Source organism: Candidatus Enterococcus leclercqii (assembly GCF_009933135.1).
Taxonomy (GTDB): Bacteria; Bacillota; Bacilli; order Lactobacillales; family Enterococcaceae; genus Enterococcus_C; species Enterococcus_C leclercqii.
Window position 1 is genome coordinate 522,249 of the sequence record NZ_MAEH01000014.1, and the last position, 17,695, is coordinate 539,943.

The following is a 17,695-nucleotide window of genomic DNA, read 5'->3' on the forward strand; positions in this document are numbered from 1 at the left end:
GAAATAATTGAAGGAGGAATTGGAAATGCCGTTTGTTCATATTGAATTAGTTGAAGGACGCAGCCAAGAAGCGTTGACCAAAATGATGGAAGAGATTACTGAGGCTGTCCATAAGAATACGGGTGCCCCAAAAGAACATATTCATGTGATTATTAATGAAATGAAAAAAGGGACATACGCTGTGAATGGTGAATGGAAGGAATAATTTTTTGATTTGCGACTGTTTGGTTAATTTTTGAAAACAAAAAGATTTTCCTTGCAAAAATTTTTCAAGAGTGTTTAAATGTAACCATACTTGATCGATAGAAAAGCCAACTGAACCTGAGAGTCTTTTTACAGAGAGGGTCGCAATTGCTGCAAGCGAGCCAAAAGAAAACCGGGGAATGACCACTTTTTTGCCAAGACTTCTGTCAAATACAGAAGCGGCCTGCACCGTTACCGCAATGAGGAACACGAATCATCGTGTTTGAATTTAGGTGGAACCACGTCTGTTACGTCCTAGTGCTTGTCAACATATAGTTGATAGGTGCTGGGACTTTTTTGTTTCCCGACGTTCGTTGCAATCGATCAGCAAAAAAATTATAAGGGGAGAAACTACTATGTCAATTAAAATCACATTTCCGGACGGCGCTGTAAAGGAATTTTCAGCCGGTGTCACCACTAAAGACATCGCAGCGGGAATTTCCAATAGCCTGGCGAAAAAAGCGCTCGCGGGCAAGTTTAATGGCGAGCTCATCGATCTAAATCGCGCAATCGAAACAGATGGCAGTATTGAAATCGTCACACCGGATTCTGAAGAAGCGCTGCCACTTTTGCGTCACTCCGCAGCTCATCTGATGGCCCAGGCTGCTCGCCGTCTATTTCCAACTATCCACTTTGGCGTAGGTCCAGCAATCGATAGCGGTTTTTATTATGATACAGACAACGGCGAACATCCGATTACTGCGGAAGATCTGCCAGCCATTGAAGCTGAAATGATGAAAATCGTTAAAGAAAATTTGCCTATCGAACGTCATGTATTGACTCGTGCTGAAGCTTTGGAACTTTTTGCTGGCGATCCTTATAAAGAAGAGCTGATCAGCGAAATGCCAGAAGATGAAGTAATTACCGCCTACAGCCAAGGAGAATTTGTTGATCTGTGTCGCGGACCTCATGTACCATCTACTGGACGTATCCAAGTATTCCAACTGCTTTCTGTGGCAGGAGCCTACTGGCGAGGAGATTCAAAAAATCACATGATGCAACGGGTCTACGGAACAGCTTTCTTTGATAAAAAGGATTTGAAAGAATTCATCCGCTTGCGTGAAGAAGCCAAAGAACGCGATCATCGTAAATTAGGGAAAGAGTTGGACTTGTTCATGGTCTCTCCTGAAGTTGGTTCCGGGCTGCCATTCTGGTTGCCAAAAGGTGCCACCATCCGTCGTATCATCGAACGGTATATCGTGGATAAAGAAGTTAGCCTGGGGTACCAACACGTATACACACCAATCATGGCAGATGTCAATTTGTACAAAACATCTGGACACTGGGATCATTACCATGAAGATATGTTCCCACCAATGGATATGGGAGACGGTGAGATGCTGGTGTTGCGTCCAATGAACTGCCCGCACCACATGATGGTCTACAAAAACCATATTCATTCCTATCGTGAGCTGCCAATTCGTATCGCTGAATTAGGTATGATGCACCGCTACGAAAAATCCGGTGCGCTGAGCGGCTTGCAACGGGTTCGGGAAATGACTTTGAATGACGGGCACACATTTGTACGACCAGATCAAATCAAAGACGAATTTAAGCGGACACTAGATCTGATGACTTCCGTTTATGCAGATTTCAACGTAACTGATTACCGGTTCCGTTTGAGCTATCGTGATCCCAACAATACAGAAAAGTATTTTGATGACGATGCGATGTGGGAAAATGCCCAAACTATGCTGAAAGCTGCTATGGATGAACTGGGTCTGGACTACTTTGAAGCAGAAGGAGAAGCAGCCTTTTACGGACCAAAACTCGACGTCCAAGTAAAAACAGCTTTGGGGATGGAAGAAACACTATCCACTATCCAATTGGACTTCTTGTTGCCAGAGCGTTTTGATCTGACTTATGTCGGTGAAGATGGTGAAAATAATCACCGTCCGGTAGTTATCCACCGGGGGATTGTCTCTACGATGGAACGCTTTGTTGCCTACTTGACCGAAGTTTACAAAGGGGCTTTCCCAACTTGGCTGTCACCTGTACAAGCAACTATTATTCCGGTTTCCGTGGAAGCTCATAGTGATTACGCTTATGAGTTGAAAGAACGGATGCAAGTATTGGGCTTGCGCGTAGAAGTTGATGACCGCAACGAAAAGATGGGCTACAAGATTCGGGCTTCTCAAACACAAAAAATTCCGTATCAAATCGTCGTTGGCGATCAAGAAGTCAAAGATGCCACAGTCAATATCCGTAAATACGGCAGCAAAGAAACAGAAGTCTTGGAAGCCAACTTGTTTTTGGATGCCATTGCTGCTGAAGTCAAAAACTACAGTCGTGTTTAACAAAATCAGCAGAAAAACAAACAGGAACTTTTCTCTGATTGATTAAAAAAGCACCTTCAGAAATCTGTCGTAATCAAAGGCCGAACTTTGATTGCGACAGATTTTTGTTTTAAGGACTACCCGGAATTTGAGAGATAAGCAAGCTACTCATAAAAATGTAAGAAGTAACTGTCGCAATAAAAGGGGAACAGGCAAAAGCCAATCTGCGGATTGAAGCTCACCGCTGTCAGCTAAAGGGATTCGGTCTAAAGGCCGATTTTTTATTCGAAGTAAGGTGCTATACTGATTCAACTTTCTATTTTATAAGTGACCGTTGATTTTTAGCGGATTGGAAAGACAAAACTTGCACTTTTAAAGGGTTTTGATAAAATTAGGTTAATCTAAATACAACCACTTTCGGAGGAATATGTTTTGCAGATAAACAGAAGCAAGAAAATAGGTAAGAATATTGATGAAATCGAGGAAGGGGACTCGTTGTCTTTAACGGAATCGATTGAAGATAGCCAGTTGTTGATTTATCTTGGGTTGACCAATGATGCCAATCCCCTTTACATTCAACACGACTACGCACAGGAGACAGAGTATCAGCGCCCAATTGTGCCTTCAGTGATGTTGATGGGGATTATTACGTCAGCCATCAGTAAGCATCTGCCGGGACCGGGTTCTCATGTTGTTAATTTTTCGGTGAACTTTATTGAACCTGTCTACCACTACGAAACGCTGACCTTTGAATTTGAAGTCATCAAGGTCGATAAGATGAAAGACGTAGTGACCATTTCTGTTGAAGCCACAAATACAGAAGAAAGCCGTGTTCTGGATGCAGTCGTGATGGTGCAACCGCCATCAAAGAAAGAGAGTGATCACATTGGATAATCAAAATAATCTGCAACATCCCGGCCAATATGCACCACAATTAAACGTGAGTGCACTGAATAAATTTTATGGCAAAGTCTATGGTATTTTTGCAGGCGGCTTGGGGCTGAGTGCCTTGACCGCTTGGTTGGGTGCAAATGTCTTTCGTACTCAGTTTGAAACTTTCATTAATCGCTTTCCACTTGGCTTTTGGGGACTTTGGATTGCGCAATTAGTCTTAGTGCTGCTGATGGGCAAAAAGGCTACTAAAAATCCTTCCTTCACGCTGGCAGGTTTTATCGTCTATTCACTTTTGACTGGCCTGACGCTGACAGTGACGCTGATGACCTACAGCAAAGCAACCGTCGTTCAAGCTTTTGTAACTGCCACAGTGACCTTTGCCGGTGCAGCTTTGGTGGGGATGTTTATCAAAAAGGATCTAAGCGTTGTCGGTCGAGTGAGTCTGATTCTAGTTTGGGGTTTGATTATCACCATGTTGCTGAATGTATTTATTTTTCACAGCACCGGGTTGGATCTCATGCTGGCCATCGGGGGCGTCCTTGTATTCACAGGGCTGACTGCCTATGACAATCAGATGATTCGCACCTATTATTACCAATTCCAAAACCAAGAAAACACAGGGATTGCCGCCTTCGTAGCTTTGCAGTTGTACTTGGACTTCATCAATATCTTCTTGTACTTGCTGCGAATCTTCGGGTATGACGACAATTAACAGTTTTTTTGAACTGAGAAAAACTGACGAGAGGAGGGAATAAAATAATGAAAGTGTTGTTTATTTTTGACGATCAAAAAGAATCGACATTTTACTTGTATGATTTAAAAGACGGGAAAAACCAATTGCTTCGGTTTTCTCCAGAAATCTTGATTGGAGAAAAAACGCTGGGCCAATTGTTTGTAGAGCACCCCATCGAAAAATTCATGGCTTATTTTAGTGTGGCCTTCGAAATTACGGTAGAGAAATATCTAGTCATGAAAAAAAGTGAGGGACTGGCTGCCGTCAAAGAATCTGGACTGGACAATGCCGGCTTCTTTCAAGTAGAAAATCCCACATCATTTACCGCACTGCAAAATGGCCGGCATTACGATTCGGGAACACTTTTTCTAACGATGACTGAAGTGGCTGCTTATATCAGCTGGCAAATTGATGATGATGGAACCTTTGGCGTTTTTACACGGCAAGAAGATGTGATTCGTTTGATGAAGAAAAAGCTGTTGAAACCACGCCTTTCCACAATCACCAAAAACATAGGCAACGTTAATTCCCATACACAAACGAACCTAGGGATAAAAGACATGCTGAAATTGGGCCAAGGTTATCTGGCAAAAGGAGATGACAGAATGGTCAAAACTACTTTGCCAGCAGTCGGAACCTATCAGTTAGCAGGAGATTTTCCTTACCGAATCACAGCAATCGACTGGCAGAACAATCCGATTCAATTGCACCCAGAGTTGCGCTGACGGGAATAGCAGTTTTGAAACGCAAAATTTTAGAGGGGCACTGACTTTTCATGAATAGTTATCTGCTGCAAAACATCGCTGAAATTTCAACACGTCAGCGATGTTTTGCAGCTGTTTTTTTGTTAGAATGAAAGAGGATAACCATCACTGTGAAAAGTAAAAAATGGTGAACAGCAGGCAGACCGTAGTTTAAGCGGGTTGCCAAAGATGATCAACTACAACAAAGGGGTAAAACCATGACCAAGAAAAAATTATTGCTGATTGACGGCAACAGTGTCGCTTTCAGAGCCTTTTTTGCACTCCACAATTCTTTGGAGCGGTTTAAAAACAATAGCGGACTACACACCAATGCAATTTATGCCTTTAACACCATGTTTGACAACGTGATGGCAAAAGAAAAACCGACGCATGTTTTGGTGGCTTTTGATGCGGGGAAGACGACATTTCGCACGGAAATGTACAAAGACTACAAAGCGGGTCGTGCCAAAACACCTGGAGAATTTCGAGAGCAGCTGCCTTATATCCGTGAATTAATCAATGGACTTGGCGTGCAGTATTATGAACTGCCAAACTATGAAGCTGACGATATTATCGGCACACTGGCGAAACAAGTGGACAAAGAGGAATTCGATGTGGTGATCGTTTCAGGTGACCGAGATTTGACACAGTTGGCAACCGATGAGATCAAAGTGGACATTACGGTGAAGGGCGTCTCTGAAATTGAGACCTATACTCCGGCTCATATTGCTGAAAAATACGATGGCCTGACACCGGCACAAATCATCGATATGAAAGGTCTGGCAGGAGATACCTCTGACAACATTCCCGGAGTTACCAAGATTGGCGAAAAAACAGCAATCAAGTTATTGAAGGAATACGGCTCTGTGGAAGGCATCTACGAACATATTGATGAATTGAAAAAAAGCAAAATGAAGGAAAATCTGATTAACGACAAAGAGCAGGCCTTCTTATCCAAAAAGTTAGCGACAATCAATACCGAAGCACCAGTGGATGTAGCGATTGATAGTCTTATTTACACTGGCAAAGATTTGGAAAAACTGATTCCTTTTTATCAGGAAATGAACTTTAAAAGCTTTTTGGATAAATTGAATGTTACGGAAGATACTTCGGCATTGGAAGAGGTTTCTTTCAAAGTCGTCGATAGGTTTTCTGCGGACATGTTTACTTCAGAGATGGCGCTTTATGTTGAGATGTTAGGGGACAATTATCATACCGAAGACGTAGTAGCTGTTGCCTGGGGAACTAAAAAGCAGATTTACGTGACCACAGATTTGGCACTTTTTGAAAACGAAGCTTTTCTCACCTGGTTGGAAGCAGCCAACTCGAAGCAGGTTTATGATGCCAAAAGAACCTATGTCGCATTGAAGCGCTACACTGAAAAGCAGGCACAGGGAATCGCTTTTGACGTCCTGTTGGCGGCGTATTTGCTGGATACTAACGACAACTCCAACGACATTGCCGGCGTGGCACGACATTATGACTACAATGAGGTCCAGTCTGACGAGGCTGTTTATGGCAAAGGTGCCAAACGCGGGTTACCAGAAGATGAGGAGACGATGTTTGCTCATTTGGCACGGAAAATCCAAGCTATCCACTGGCTGAGTGACAGATTAGATGCCGATTTGAAAGCAAAAGACCAGTCCGCTTTATTTTATGAGATGGAACTCCCGTTGTCTTTCATTTTGGCAGAGATGGAAATTGCGGGTATCACGGTAGATCCGACACGCTTGCAGAAAATGAAAGGCGAGTTTTCCGTTCGCTTGCAGGAAATCGAAAAAAAGATTTTTGAAGAAGCAGGAGAAGTCTTCAATATCAATTCACCCAAACAGCTGGGTGTGATTCTATTTGAAAAAATGGGTCTGCCAGTAATTAAAAAGACGAAGACTGGTTATTCTACGGCAGTCGATGTTTTAGAGCAGCTGCGGGAACAAGCACCAATCGTTGACGATATTTTAAACTATCGGCAGATTGCCAAGATTCAATCGACTTATGTGGAAGGTTTGTTGAAAGTTATTGCACAAGACGGGAAAATTCACACACGATATGTGCAGACGCTTACGCAAACAGGACGGCTGAGTTCAGTGGACCCTAATCTACAAAATATTCCGATTCGTTTAGAAGAGGGACGGAAAATCAGACAGGCATTTGTTCCTCGAGATAAGAACTGGTTAATCTACTCTTCTGACTATTCACAAATTGAACTGCGGGTGTTGGCCCACATTTCCGATGATGAACATTTGAAAGAAGCCTTTGTGGAAGGTCAAGATATCCACGCTTCCACTGCAATGCGGGTTTTCGGAATTGAAAAAGCGGAGGATGTCACACCGAATATGCGCCGTCAAGCCAAAGCGGTCAACTTTGGGATCGTCTACGGTATTTCTGACTATGGCTTGTCACAAAACCTGGGAATCACACGAAAAGCCGCGCAGCAGTACATTGATACCTATTTTGAAAAGTATCCTGGGGTCAAAAAGTACATGGAAGAAATCGTGCGAGAAGCCAAAGACAAAGGCTATGTTGAGACACTATATCATCGTCGGCGTTATTTACCGGAGATCAACTCCCGCAACTTCAACCTGCGAAGCTTTGCAGAGCGGACAGCGATTAACACGCCAATTCAAGGCAGTGCCGCCGATATTTTGAAAATTGCCATGATTGATTTAGCTCGTCGTCTAAAAGAAGAAGAGCTGGATGCAGTTATGTTACTGCAGGTCCACGATGAACTGGTTTTTGAAGTACCTGAAGACCAGTTGGAAAGATTGGATGCTTTGGTCAAGGAAGTCATGGAACAGGCAGTAAGTCTCAGTGTGCCTTTAATCACTGATTCATCTTGGGGCAAGACTTGGTACGAAGCGAAATAGCAAAAAAGTCGTCGGGCAATCGGTTATTTCGATCGCACGGCGTCTTTGATTTTCTTATAGGAAGGCAAAATCCTTGTCAAAACTTAAGGGCGTCTTTTAAGCTGTTATAGTTATTGAGTTATAAAAGTACAGACAAAAAATGTCTCGTGAGGAGATGGATTCAGATGCCGGAATTGCCGGAAGTAGAAACTGTCCGAAAAGGCCTGGAACAGTTGGTGGTTGGAAAAACGATTGAAAAAGTTGAAGTTCGCTGGCCGAAAATCATCGAAATGCCAGAAGTTCCGTTGTTTCAAGTGTTGTTGGAAGGACAAACAATCAAAGAAGTCCACCGTAGAGGGAAGTTTCTTATTTTTAAACTGACAGATCACGATTTGATTAGTCATTTGCGGATGGAGGGAAAATACGAGTTCTTTCCCGCAGCAACGTCGAAAGAAGAGGTTGTGGAGTTGGGAGACACCTCGCTTTTAGCAGCAGAATCTAATGCTGCCCTTCGTTTAACAGAAGAACAGTTAAAAAAAGCAAAACTCGACCACGACTTGGAGAAAAAAAGGGAGCTTTTTCCCATCACAAAGCATACCCACGTCCTCTTTACCTTTACTGACCACAGCCAACTGCAATACCGGGATGTCCGTAAGTTTGGCCGGATGGCATTGGTAGCCAAAGACTGTGCAGATCAATATAAAGGAATTCGCCAGTTGGGTCCTGAGCCGCGACCAGAGTTGTTCACCTTTGACAATTTTAAGACAGGTCTACTGCGTTCTAAAAAGGCGATTAAGCCACTGTTGTTGGATCAGCGGTTGGTGACAGGGTTGGGAAATATCTATGTCGATGAGGCATTGTGGCAGGCAAAAATTCATTCGGAACAGCCGGCAGACACGTTGACAGATAAAGAAATTCAACAGCTAAGGACTGCGATTATCGACGTCTTGGAGCGGGCTGTTCTAGCGGGTGGCACCACGATTCGAACCTATCTCAATGCATTGGGAGAGGCTGGGAAATTTCAATTGTCGCTGAATGTTTATGGACAAACCGGCAAGCCCTGCCCTCGCTGCGGTAGCCCAATTATCAAGATTAAAGTTGCTCAGCGGGGAACGCATTTGTGTCCCCACTGTCAAAAGCTGCAGCATCGTCAGCCGCGACAACCGCAAAATAGACGCGGCAAGGAGGAGAAATGACGTGACATTTGTACTTGGTGTGACTGGTTCTATTGCGACTGGTAAAACAACAGCTGTAAATGTATTCAAAGAATTTGGCATTCCGGTAGTGGACGGCGATCAAGTCGCTAGAAAAATTGTAGCACCCAATGAGCCAGCTTTAGCAGCCATCGTTTCGACCTTTGGCCAAGAGATGTTAACAAAAACCGGGCAGCTTAATCGCAAGCGCTTAGGCGACATTGTATTCAATGATCCCCAAAAAAGAAAACAATTGGATGATCTATTAGATGGTTATTTAAGAGAAGAGATTTTGCGACAGATTCGTACATCAGCTGCGCAGGCGCCCTTAGTAGTAGCTGATATTCCGCTGTTGTTTGAGCGGGGATATGAACAATACATGGATCAAGTGGCTGTTGTTTATATTCCGCAAACACTCCAGTTGGCGCGGCTAATGAGTCGAGATCAACTGTCGAAAAAAGAAGCCCAGCAACGCATTGATAGTCAACTGTCCATCGAGGAAAAGGCAGCACGAGGGGATTGGGTCATCGACAATCAAGGGGAGCCTTCGCAAACTCGTCAGCAGATCCAAGATTGGCTGCAAGCCCATCATTTTATTGAAAACTAGTTAAATACTGTATCAACCGCGGAGAGCTTTAGCTAAGCAGCTTCGCGGTTTTTTCGGTGTTCTCTGCTTACTTCATCCGGTTTTTCTGTTATAATTATGAAAGATAAAGAATATGGAATCACGGCCTAAAAGCTGTTTGTAGAATAGTTTTCAGAGAACATAGAACAGTCTTTCAATCGTCTACGAATTATTATTTATTAAAAAGAGAAGGTGGAATTTATGCGTTGCCCAAAATGTCATCATAATTCAAGCCGCGTCATCGACAGTCGCCAGACAGATGACGGTCGCACGATCCGCCGCCGTCGCGAATGTGAGAACTGCGGCTACCGTTTTACAACTTTTGAACGAATTGAAGAAACACCACTTTTGGTGATTAAAAAAGACGGCAAACGGGAAGAGTTCAGCCGTGATAAAATTTTGCGTGGTTTGATCCGTTCCGCTGAGAAGCGACCGGTGGCAATGGAACAAATGGAGCAGATTGTGGACCATGTGGAAGAACGAGTGAGAGGTCTCGGAGAAAATGAAGTCTCTACCATCAAAATCGGTGAATATGTGATGGAGGAATTGAAAGAAGTCGATGAGATTTCCTATATTCGCTTTGCCAGTGTCTATCGCCAGTTCAAAGACATGTCGGTGTTTTTGAAAGAGCTACAAGAAATCGTCGAAAAAGCTAAGAATGGGGAAAATTGATGGGTTTATTTTGCAATAAGCGCTTTGCAAGAGTTTCTCTTCACCGCTGTATTGCTATGATCAAGGAGCTGTAAACTTGGACTATTCGAAAGAACAATTAAAACCAAAAGAAATTTATCGTCCTTTTAAAGCTCGTCCTTTACAAAGGGATGGAGAACAGGCGCTGTGCCATCTGTATCAACCAATCATTGGCAGCGATGCCGTGGCGGTTTATCTCTCTTTATTGACAGATGCAGAAGATGTTTCGCAAGATGAGTTTCTTCACATGGATGCACTGACTGCATTGGATATGGGGATACCACGCTTTGTTAGTGCCCGTGTCCGTTTGGAAGCAATTGGATTGTTGCGAGTATATACCAAAAATGACCGAGAATTAGGTCGACAATTTTTATATGAACTATTGGAGCCTGTGACACCAACGGCTTTTTTTCAAGATTCTCGTTATTGTCAATTACTTTTGCAAAAGGTCTCTCAGCACAAGTTCAATCAGCTGGCTACCCGCTTTGCTCCCAAGGACTTAGTTTTAGACGGATATCGTCAAGTGACTAAACGCTTTGCTGAAGTCTTTGGTGGAAAAACTGACTCAGAAAACTGGGCCTTAAACAATGCGGCAACATTAGACATCGAAAAGCAAACCGCAGCCTATCAAAATTTTGAGGACACCGGTGATTTAAAGGTGACATTGACAGATCTGGATTGGACTTTTATGAAAGATCTTGCCGAGAAGGAACACTTGGAAGCAATCGTCTTCACTGATGAACTTCGGGAGAGATTAGCCTTTTATCACGAGTTGTATGGCTACAATGAGATGGAGCTGGTTCAGCTGTTAGCAGATACGCTCCTGTTAGAAAATGGCAGCTTGACCATGAAGCAGTTGGATCGTTTGGCAGAAATGCGGATGAAAGAGGCCCCTGTTGTTAAGCAATCAAGTGGATCAACTGATGGGGATGAGTTGATTCGCCGCAAAAACACTTTTTTAGCACAGGGGTATACAGAAGCAGACTGGCAAGCCATCCAAGCGGCCGAAACCTATCCGCCGTTGAAATACTTGCAAGGACTAAAAAAGGCCAAGCGGAGTTTTGTTACTAAAAATGAAGAATGGCTGTTAAAGGACTTAGTAGAAAAATCACCGCTGCCAAACAGTGTAATCAATCAGCTGATGAGTTATGTATTAGTGGATCAAAACAAGAGCGATCTTAACTCACGATTGGTAAATACTATTGCTACCGATTGGTCAGAGAAACAGTTGAAGACACCGGAAGACGCAATCACCTATGTGCGTCAAAGAAAACTTGAGCTTGAAGAAGAAAAACAGAAAAAAGAAACCCGCAAGCAGGAAAATGCCAAGCGCTTTTCCAGCAATCGGCCCCAACGAACCGAGAAGCTGGAAGACTGGTCCAAATATCAGACAAAAACTGATCCAAAGCTTCAGGAGGAACTGGAACGTCGCATGAAAGAATTTTTGAAGGAAGAAGGTGATGGGTGATGGAAGACGTCGGTAAAACTATCAGCAATATGATGCGCGGCAACAACTATCAAGGACGTTATCAGGAAATGGTGGCAGCTATTTTGAAAGACCCAGATGTCCAAGATTTTTTGCATGAAAATCAAGAACGTTTGACACAAGAAGATATTGAAAAGAGTTATTCGAAACTCTATGAATTTGTCAAAGAAAAGCGCAAATTCCAATTAAAGGATCCAACGATGATTGCGCCGGGGTATGAGCCACGCCTGACGCTGAACTACCATTATGTGGATGTCTCTTACGTACCAACAGATGAACTGCTGGCTCAACGAGAACAAGAAGAGATAAAAAAACGTATCCAAACCTATGACATACCAAAAGATATTCGCAACGCTACCATGAAAACAGTATCACAGACCGCTGAGCGAACAGCGATTATTCTTCAGATTCTGCAGTTTGTCGAGGACTATTCCAAGGCACCTGGTGAATTTCATAAAGGACTGTATTTAGCTGGTGACGTGGGTCGAGGAAAGACTTATCTTTTAGGTGCAATGGCCAATGAGCTGGCAAAACGGGGCTTTGAAACTATGTTGGTTCATTACCCCACTTTTTCTTACAATATCAAGCGCAGTATCGGTGACAATACCGTCAATGAGAAGATGGATCCAGTCAGAAGAGCTCCTATCTTGGTACTAGACGATGTCGGTGCAGATGCGATTACCTCTTGGACCCGAGATGAAATTTTCGGTGTTATCCTGCAATATCGTATGCAAGAACAACTACCAACCTTCTTTACCTCCAATATGACGATGGCTGCATTAGAGGGATTTTTGACCTTTTCAAAAGATGGGGATGAACCTTTAAAAGCAAAACGTCTAGTGGAACGGATTCGTTACTTGGCAAAAGAAGAAATTCTTCAGGGCCCAAATCTGCGTAATCCTTAGTCAATCTGCTAAATAAGAGATATCAATGGGAAATTTAGGGAGGAGATTATCATCGAAACGATTTTTTTGGGAACGTTAAAAGAAGACAGCGAGTCTACAAAGAACGCAGGAAATATCCGATTATGGCTGGAAAATATTACAGCGGACAAAGATCCTGAGAATATTCTGCCGCTTTTTCAAAGCGCAGGGGTGATTGTGCATCTCGTACCTGAGCAGGTAAAGAACCTCCCCACCGATAGCAACTTAAAAAAAGGAACACGGCTTAAACTCACACTTTCGGGATTGCCTATCATGACGATGTCGATTTCACCACAAATTCCCGGGCGCTCCGTAGCCTTTGTTGAACCAGCTTCGGAGGAGACCCTTATGAACCATTTAGAGAAAAAATGATCGCCAAATGGCAAAAGTCGAAGGATTACCGACTAATGGTGGGTTAAATCGGCTCTTTGTTGCCGAAAAAACCACTGGATTAAGAAAAATGAATGAATTATTGGGAGTGTTTTCCTTTGAATGAACACAGTTTATCGAAACGACTAGCAATGGTAGGCGCTGAAGTGCCGTCTGGTGCGCGTTTAGCAGACATTGGCTCAGATCATGCTTATTTACCAACAGCATTGATGCTTGAGGGGAAAATCCAATACGCCGTTGCTGGTGAAGTAGTAAAAGGTCCGTTTGAATCGGCCAAAAGACAGGTGGCTAAAAATGGATTGTCAAATAAAATAACTGTACGTTTAGCGGACGGATTGGCGGCTGTCGTTCCGGAAGACCGTATAGATACTGTAACAATTGCCGGAATGGGTGGAACGTTGATTGCTCATATTTTGGATGAAGGAGTTCGCAGTGGAAAGCTGCAGAAAACTGAGCGACTGATTCTACAGCCAAATGTTGGAGAACAAAATGTCCGCCAATGGTTGATCGCCAACGAGTATTGGATTGAAAGAGAACATATTCTAGAAGAAAATGACAAAATCTATGAAATCATCGTTGCCCTTCCAGTAACAGCGGCGAAGACAGACTCACGTAAAGGGGAATACACGGAAAAAGAACTCTTCTTTGGTCCCTTATTGGCAGTTGAAAAATCACCGATCTTTCTTAAAAAATGGCAGAAGGAACAACAAAATCGGCAACGCGTATGGAATCAGCTGCAACAAGCAGGCACCCCTCAAACAGAAAAAATCACGGAGATAAAAGAACAGTTATCCTGGATTGAGGAGATACTGGCGGACTAGGATAGGCCTAAAAACACCGGTAGCTTATTTGTCTATCGGAGTTTTTTTGCTGTTTAACGGTGTGTATTTAGTTTAGATTATTTTGCGAGGAGGAAGCGTAGATGAGTATCGCAGCAAAAACATTTATTCGTCGATTTGAAGAATTTTGTCCCCTTTGGCTGGCTGAAGAAGGAGATCCGGTAGGTCTTCACATTGGGACGTTAGATAAATCAGTTAAACGGATTATGATGACCCTGGATGTCCGACCGGAAGTTGTTGCCGAAGCTGTCGCCAAACAAGTGGATTTGATTGTTGCCAAACATCCCCCTATTTTTCGACCAATTAAACGGTTGACCTCTGATGATCCCCAAAATGCTATGTATATGACATTGGTCAAGCATGACATTGCAGTCTATGCTGCCCATACCAATATGGATATCATTCACGATGGTCTCAACGACTGGTTTTGTGAGATGCTCGGCATACAGGTAGATGATTATATGACTCGCACCCATGTCGAAGGACTGAAAAAATTGGTGGTCTATGTACCGAAAGCAGCGGCTGAAAAGATGCGTTTGGCATTGGGTGCTGCCGGGGCTGGTCAACAGGGAAACTATCAGGATACTTCCTACACGATGTTTGGGGAAGGTCGTTTTACGCCAACGAAGGCTGCCCAGCCTTTAATCGGTCACGCTGAAGTTCCGGAAACTGTTGAAGAAGCTCGGATTGAAGTTATTTTCCCGGAGAAGAAGCAAGGAGAAGTTTTGAAAGCCATGTTTGCGGTTCATCCCTATGAAGAACCAGCATATGATCTGCTTTCTTTGGATAATGATCCGGTGACTTATGGGATTGGCCGCGTGGGGAACCTCGCACAACCGCTGGCGATTGAAGACTTCTGTCAGCAGGTAAAAAAAGTATTTGATTTAGATGGGCTGCGTCTAGTAGAACCTCAGCAGGACGCCAAAAAGATGGTTCAGCGAATCGCCATCTGTGGCGGCAGTGGGGGGAACTTTTACTTGGATGCCCTAGCTAAAAAAGCAGATGTTTATCTCACGGGTGATGTCTATTATCATACGGCCCACGATATGCAGGCACATGGCTTGACGGTAATCGATCCGGGGCATAACATTGAACGTGTCTGCATTCCGCGCTTTATTGATAAGATGGAAGCTTGGAAAAAAGAACAAAACTGGGATGTGGAGTTTATCGCTTCTGAAACGAATACAAATCCCTTCCAGTACCGTTGAGAGGCTATTGTTAGCTAGTCCGCTTTTTTTGAAACAATACATTTGTCACACACTAATTTTTTGGAGGAATCAACATGTACGAAAATTTACTGCCACGCTTTTTGAAATATGTGAAAACTGAAACTCGCTCAAATTCACAGAGTAAAACGACACCGTCAACTGTTACTCAGGTTGCCTTCGCTCATGAATTGGAAAAAGAGATGACGGAGTTGGGACTGCAAGAAGTTTTTTATAATGAATCAAACGGTTTTGTGATTGGTACTCTACCACCCAACACCGATAAAGACGTACGCACAATTGGTTTTATTGCCCACATGGATACTGCGGATTTCAATGCCGAAAATGTTAATCCTCAAATCATTGAAAATTACGATGGGGAATCTACTGTTCAATTGGATGAAGAGGGGAAGTATACCTTAAACACTAAGGATTTTCCGAATTTGAAAAACTACGCGGGTCAGACATTGATCACAACAGATGGTACGACGCTTTTAGGAGCTGATGATAAGTCAGGTATTGCTGAAATTATGACAGCAATGGAAATTTTGATTAAAAATCCTGAAATTAAGCATGGCACAATCAAAGTCGCTTTTGGACCGGATGAAGAAATCGGTATCGGCGCTGATAAATTTGATGTCGCTGAGTTTGGGGCAGACTTCGCTTATACGATGGACGGCGGACCGGTTGGTGAATTGCAGTTTGAAACCTTCAATGCTGCACAAGCAGAAATCACGATTGAAGGAAAAAATGTGCATCCGGGTACGGCAAAAGATACGATGATCAATGCGATTCAATTGGCCATTGATTTTCAAAATGCCTTGCCGCAAGATGAAGTTCCAGAAAAAACTGACGGCGCCCAAGGCTTCTTCCATTTGATGGCAATCTCAGGTTCTCCTGAAGAGGCTAAAATGAGCTATATTATCAGAGACCACGATCGCAAGGCTTTCGAGGAACGCAAACAATTGATTGAAGCAACCGCTGAAAAAATCAATGCCCGCTTTGATCATCCTCGCGTCCACGTCGAACAATACGATCAATACTACAATATGCGGGAAATTATCGAAAAAGACATGTCTATCGTTGAACTGGCTAAAAATGCGATGCTGGCATTAAGCATTGAACCTGTGATTGAACCTGTTCGTGGTGGAACGGACGGATCCAAACTTTCTCAGATGGGCTTGCCGACACCAAATATTTTTGCCGGTGGTGAAAATATGCACGGCCGCTTTGAATTTGTTTCTCTACAGGCCATGGAAAAGGCTACAGATGTTATTGTGAAGATTGCTGAATTGAATGCAGCTGAATAAATGTAAAAAAACTTCTGAAAAACTGGTTGAGTCTGTCAGTTTTTCAGAAGTTTTTGTGTGCCAAAGCTGTGTTCCAGACAATCAGTTTTGCTCCAGATTTTAAGGAAGCAAATCTTTTGGTTGATCTGTATCTTGGGAAAGTAGCTGGTGATCAAGAGCAGTCATTTTTTGATTGGCCTCCTCGTACAAGGCGGGGATTTGCTTTAATAGCTGCTGTGATAAGGCCAGGGGATCTTCTACACTGGTAGTTTTAAGTTCTACCGTCGAAACTTCTTTTACCAGTTTCTCTATGATGCCGCAGGTTTGATCCACAACTTCAGCTGGTAATAAGGCTGTATTATAGGAAGCGTAGAGGGTACTCACCGCTGTGATAGTAGCGGCATATTGCAATAACCAGGTGAAAATGTACTGTAGGTCCAATTCGGCTACATCTTTAGAAGCAATCCTAGAAACGAGAGTTGCGACTGGAAGTAGCAGTGAGGGAGGCTGCAGTTCATTTAGCGACAAGTTTTCTTCTTCAAGATTTTGATGTTGGGCCAAGTCTAATCGATAGGAGACAAAAAGGAGCTGATCCAAGGTTTCTAGTACAAAAACACCGGTGGCTTTATCTTTTTTGTAAGTAGTCGTTTCTGGAAGTACGGTTTGCGCCTGCTTTTTATTGATCAACCAGGGAGTCGGTTTGATATAGAGGTTGAGATACCGTTCTTTTGAACTGACCAGCTGATTTAGCAGCGATTTCTTTGAAGTGGATGCTGTCAATTCTTCCGCCCATTGCTTATCAGTTATTTTTTTTAAGATTATCAGGTAATCCTCCCGAAGACTCAGCTCGTTTACCGCTTTTTTATCGGAAGAATTGAAGCCTTGTACAGCATAATAAGCAACCTCCCAGCAGTTGGCTTGTCTTGCCAACTCATTGAGCGCAGACACTTCAATGACTTTCCCCGGCTGTGAAGACAGAGAAGATTTCATGGCAGCAAGAAATTCTGTTTGTGCCTCGCTTAAAAGTGACTTGTTGGAAAAAAAGGCCATTATTCATCACCTCGGTTTTCTTATTATTCTAGCGTTTTTAAGGTGGCTGTACAAGGCAAAGACAACGGCGGTACTTTTGAGGGAGTCTTTGGGATTGAACACCTACCTTAATTTGTGTGGCACTTTGACTGAATCATTTGCACCGATGACGTGAAAAAGGTAGAATAAACAGTGTTTTGCCAAAGCGGGTAAGCTAGTCTTTTTATACACGCCGGGAGAAGCTACAAGACTTTTGAAAAGTCGGCACCGGAAAAATAGTGACACGATCTGAAA

16 protein-coding genes are annotated in these 17,695 nt (G+C 43.2%); 15 read left to right on the top strand and 1 reads right to left on the bottom strand.

Going from position 1 to position 17,695, the window contains the following annotated elements; all coding sequences use genetic code 11:
- The first annotated feature begins 25 nt into the window (after positions 1–25).
- The 15 genes from BAU14_RS08765 to pepT all read left to right on the top strand — a co-directional run bounded on the left by BAU14_RS08765 (position 26) and on the right by pepT (position 16,393).
- On the top strand, positions 26–205 hold the full coding sequence (locus tag BAU14_RS08765; RefSeq protein ID WP_161899709.1) for a 2-hydroxymuconate tautomerase: 180 nt from the start codon (positions 26–28) through the stop codon (positions 203–205).
- Between the two features lie 394 nt (positions 206–599).
- Positions 600–2,540, top strand: a complete 1,941-nt coding sequence (gene thrS / locus BAU14_RS08770) for a threonine--tRNA ligase (RefSeq protein ID WP_161899710.1) — start codon at positions 600–602, stop codon at positions 2,538–2,540.
- Positions 2,541–2,951: 411 nt separating this feature from the next.
- Positions 2,952–3,413 carry a MaoC family dehydratase gene (locus BAU14_RS08775; RefSeq protein WP_161899711.1) on the top strand — a complete coding sequence of 154 codons (462 nt, stop codon included), beginning with the start codon at positions 2,952–2,954 and terminating at the stop codon, positions 3,411–3,413.
- Complete coding sequence (locus tag BAU14_RS08780) at positions 3,406–4,125, top strand: Bax inhibitor-1/YccA family protein (RefSeq protein ID WP_420022085.1); 720 nt, start codon at positions 3,406–3,408, stop codon at positions 4,123–4,125. Before BAU14_RS08775 ends, BAU14_RS08780 begins: the two co-directional genes overlap by 8 nt.
- A 47-nt stretch (positions 4,126–4,172) precedes the next feature.
- Complete coding sequence (locus BAU14_RS08785; RefSeq protein WP_161899712.1) at positions 4,173–4,871, top strand: hypothetical protein; 699 nt, start codon at positions 4,173–4,175, stop codon at positions 4,869–4,871.
- A gap of 236 nt (positions 4,872–5,107) precedes the next feature.
- Positions 5,108–7,753: a DNA polymerase I gene (polA, locus tag BAU14_RS08790; RefSeq protein ID WP_161899713.1), complete on the top strand. Its 2,646-nt coding sequence runs from the start codon at positions 5,108–5,110 to the stop codon at positions 7,751–7,753.
- A gap of 164 nt (positions 7,754–7,917) precedes the next feature.
- On the top strand, positions 7,918–8,928 hold the full coding sequence (mutM, locus tag BAU14_RS08795) for a DNA-formamidopyrimidine glycosylase (protein WP_161899714.1): 1,011 nt from the start codon (positions 7,918–7,920) through the stop codon (positions 8,926–8,928).
- Position 8,929: 1 nt separating this feature from the next.
- Positions 8,930–9,532, top strand: a complete 603-nt coding sequence (gene coaE / locus BAU14_RS08800; RefSeq protein ID WP_202622187.1) for a dephospho-CoA kinase — start codon at positions 8,930–8,932, stop codon at positions 9,530–9,532.
- Positions 9,533–9,751: 219 nt separating this feature from the next.
- Positions 9,752–10,222, top strand: coding sequence for a transcriptional regulator NrdR (gene nrdR, locus BAU14_RS08805; RefSeq protein WP_161899716.1), 471 nt, complete (start codon positions 9,752–9,754; stop codon positions 10,220–10,222).
- A 76-nt stretch (positions 10,223–10,298) separates the two neighbouring features.
- Positions 10,299–11,708, top strand: a complete 1,410-nt coding sequence (locus BAU14_RS08810) for a DnaD domain protein (RefSeq protein WP_161899717.1) — start codon at positions 10,299–10,301, stop codon at positions 11,706–11,708.
- On the top strand, positions 11,708–12,631 hold the full coding sequence (gene dnaI / locus BAU14_RS08815; RefSeq protein WP_161899718.1) for a primosomal protein DnaI: 924 nt from the start codon (positions 11,708–11,710) through the stop codon (positions 12,629–12,631). Before BAU14_RS08810 ends, dnaI begins: the two co-directional genes overlap by 1 nt.
- 66 nt (positions 12,632–12,697) lie before the next feature.
- Positions 12,698–13,021: a hypothetical protein gene (locus BAU14_RS08820; protein WP_161899719.1), complete on the top strand. Its 324-nt coding sequence runs from the start codon at positions 12,698–12,700 to the stop codon at positions 13,019–13,021.
- Between the two features lie 116 nt (positions 13,022–13,137).
- Positions 13,138–13,860 carry a tRNA (adenine(22)-N(1))-methyltransferase gene (locus BAU14_RS08825; RefSeq protein ID WP_161899720.1) on the top strand — a complete coding sequence of 241 codons (723 nt, stop codon included), beginning with the start codon at positions 13,138–13,140 and terminating at the stop codon, positions 13,858–13,860.
- 101 nt (positions 13,861–13,961) lie between these two features.
- Entirely contained in the window at positions 13,962–15,086 is a 1,125-nt protein-coding gene (locus BAU14_RS08830; protein WP_161899721.1) for a Nif3-like dinuclear metal center hexameric protein, read from the top strand.
- Between the two features lie 74 nt (positions 15,087–15,160).
- Positions 15,161–16,393, top strand: coding sequence for a peptidase T (pepT, locus tag BAU14_RS08835; RefSeq protein WP_161899722.1), 1,233 nt, complete (start codon positions 15,161–15,163; stop codon positions 16,391–16,393).
- A 99-nt stretch (positions 16,394–16,492) separates the two neighbouring features.
- On the opposite strand, the gene BAU14_RS08840 is transcribed toward pepT, so the two are convergent.
- A complete protein-coding gene (locus BAU14_RS08840) occupies positions 16,493–17,422 on the bottom strand; it encodes a hypothetical protein (protein WP_161899723.1) in 930 nt (309 codons plus the stop codon).
- Positions 17,423–17,695: the final 273 nt, after the last annotated feature.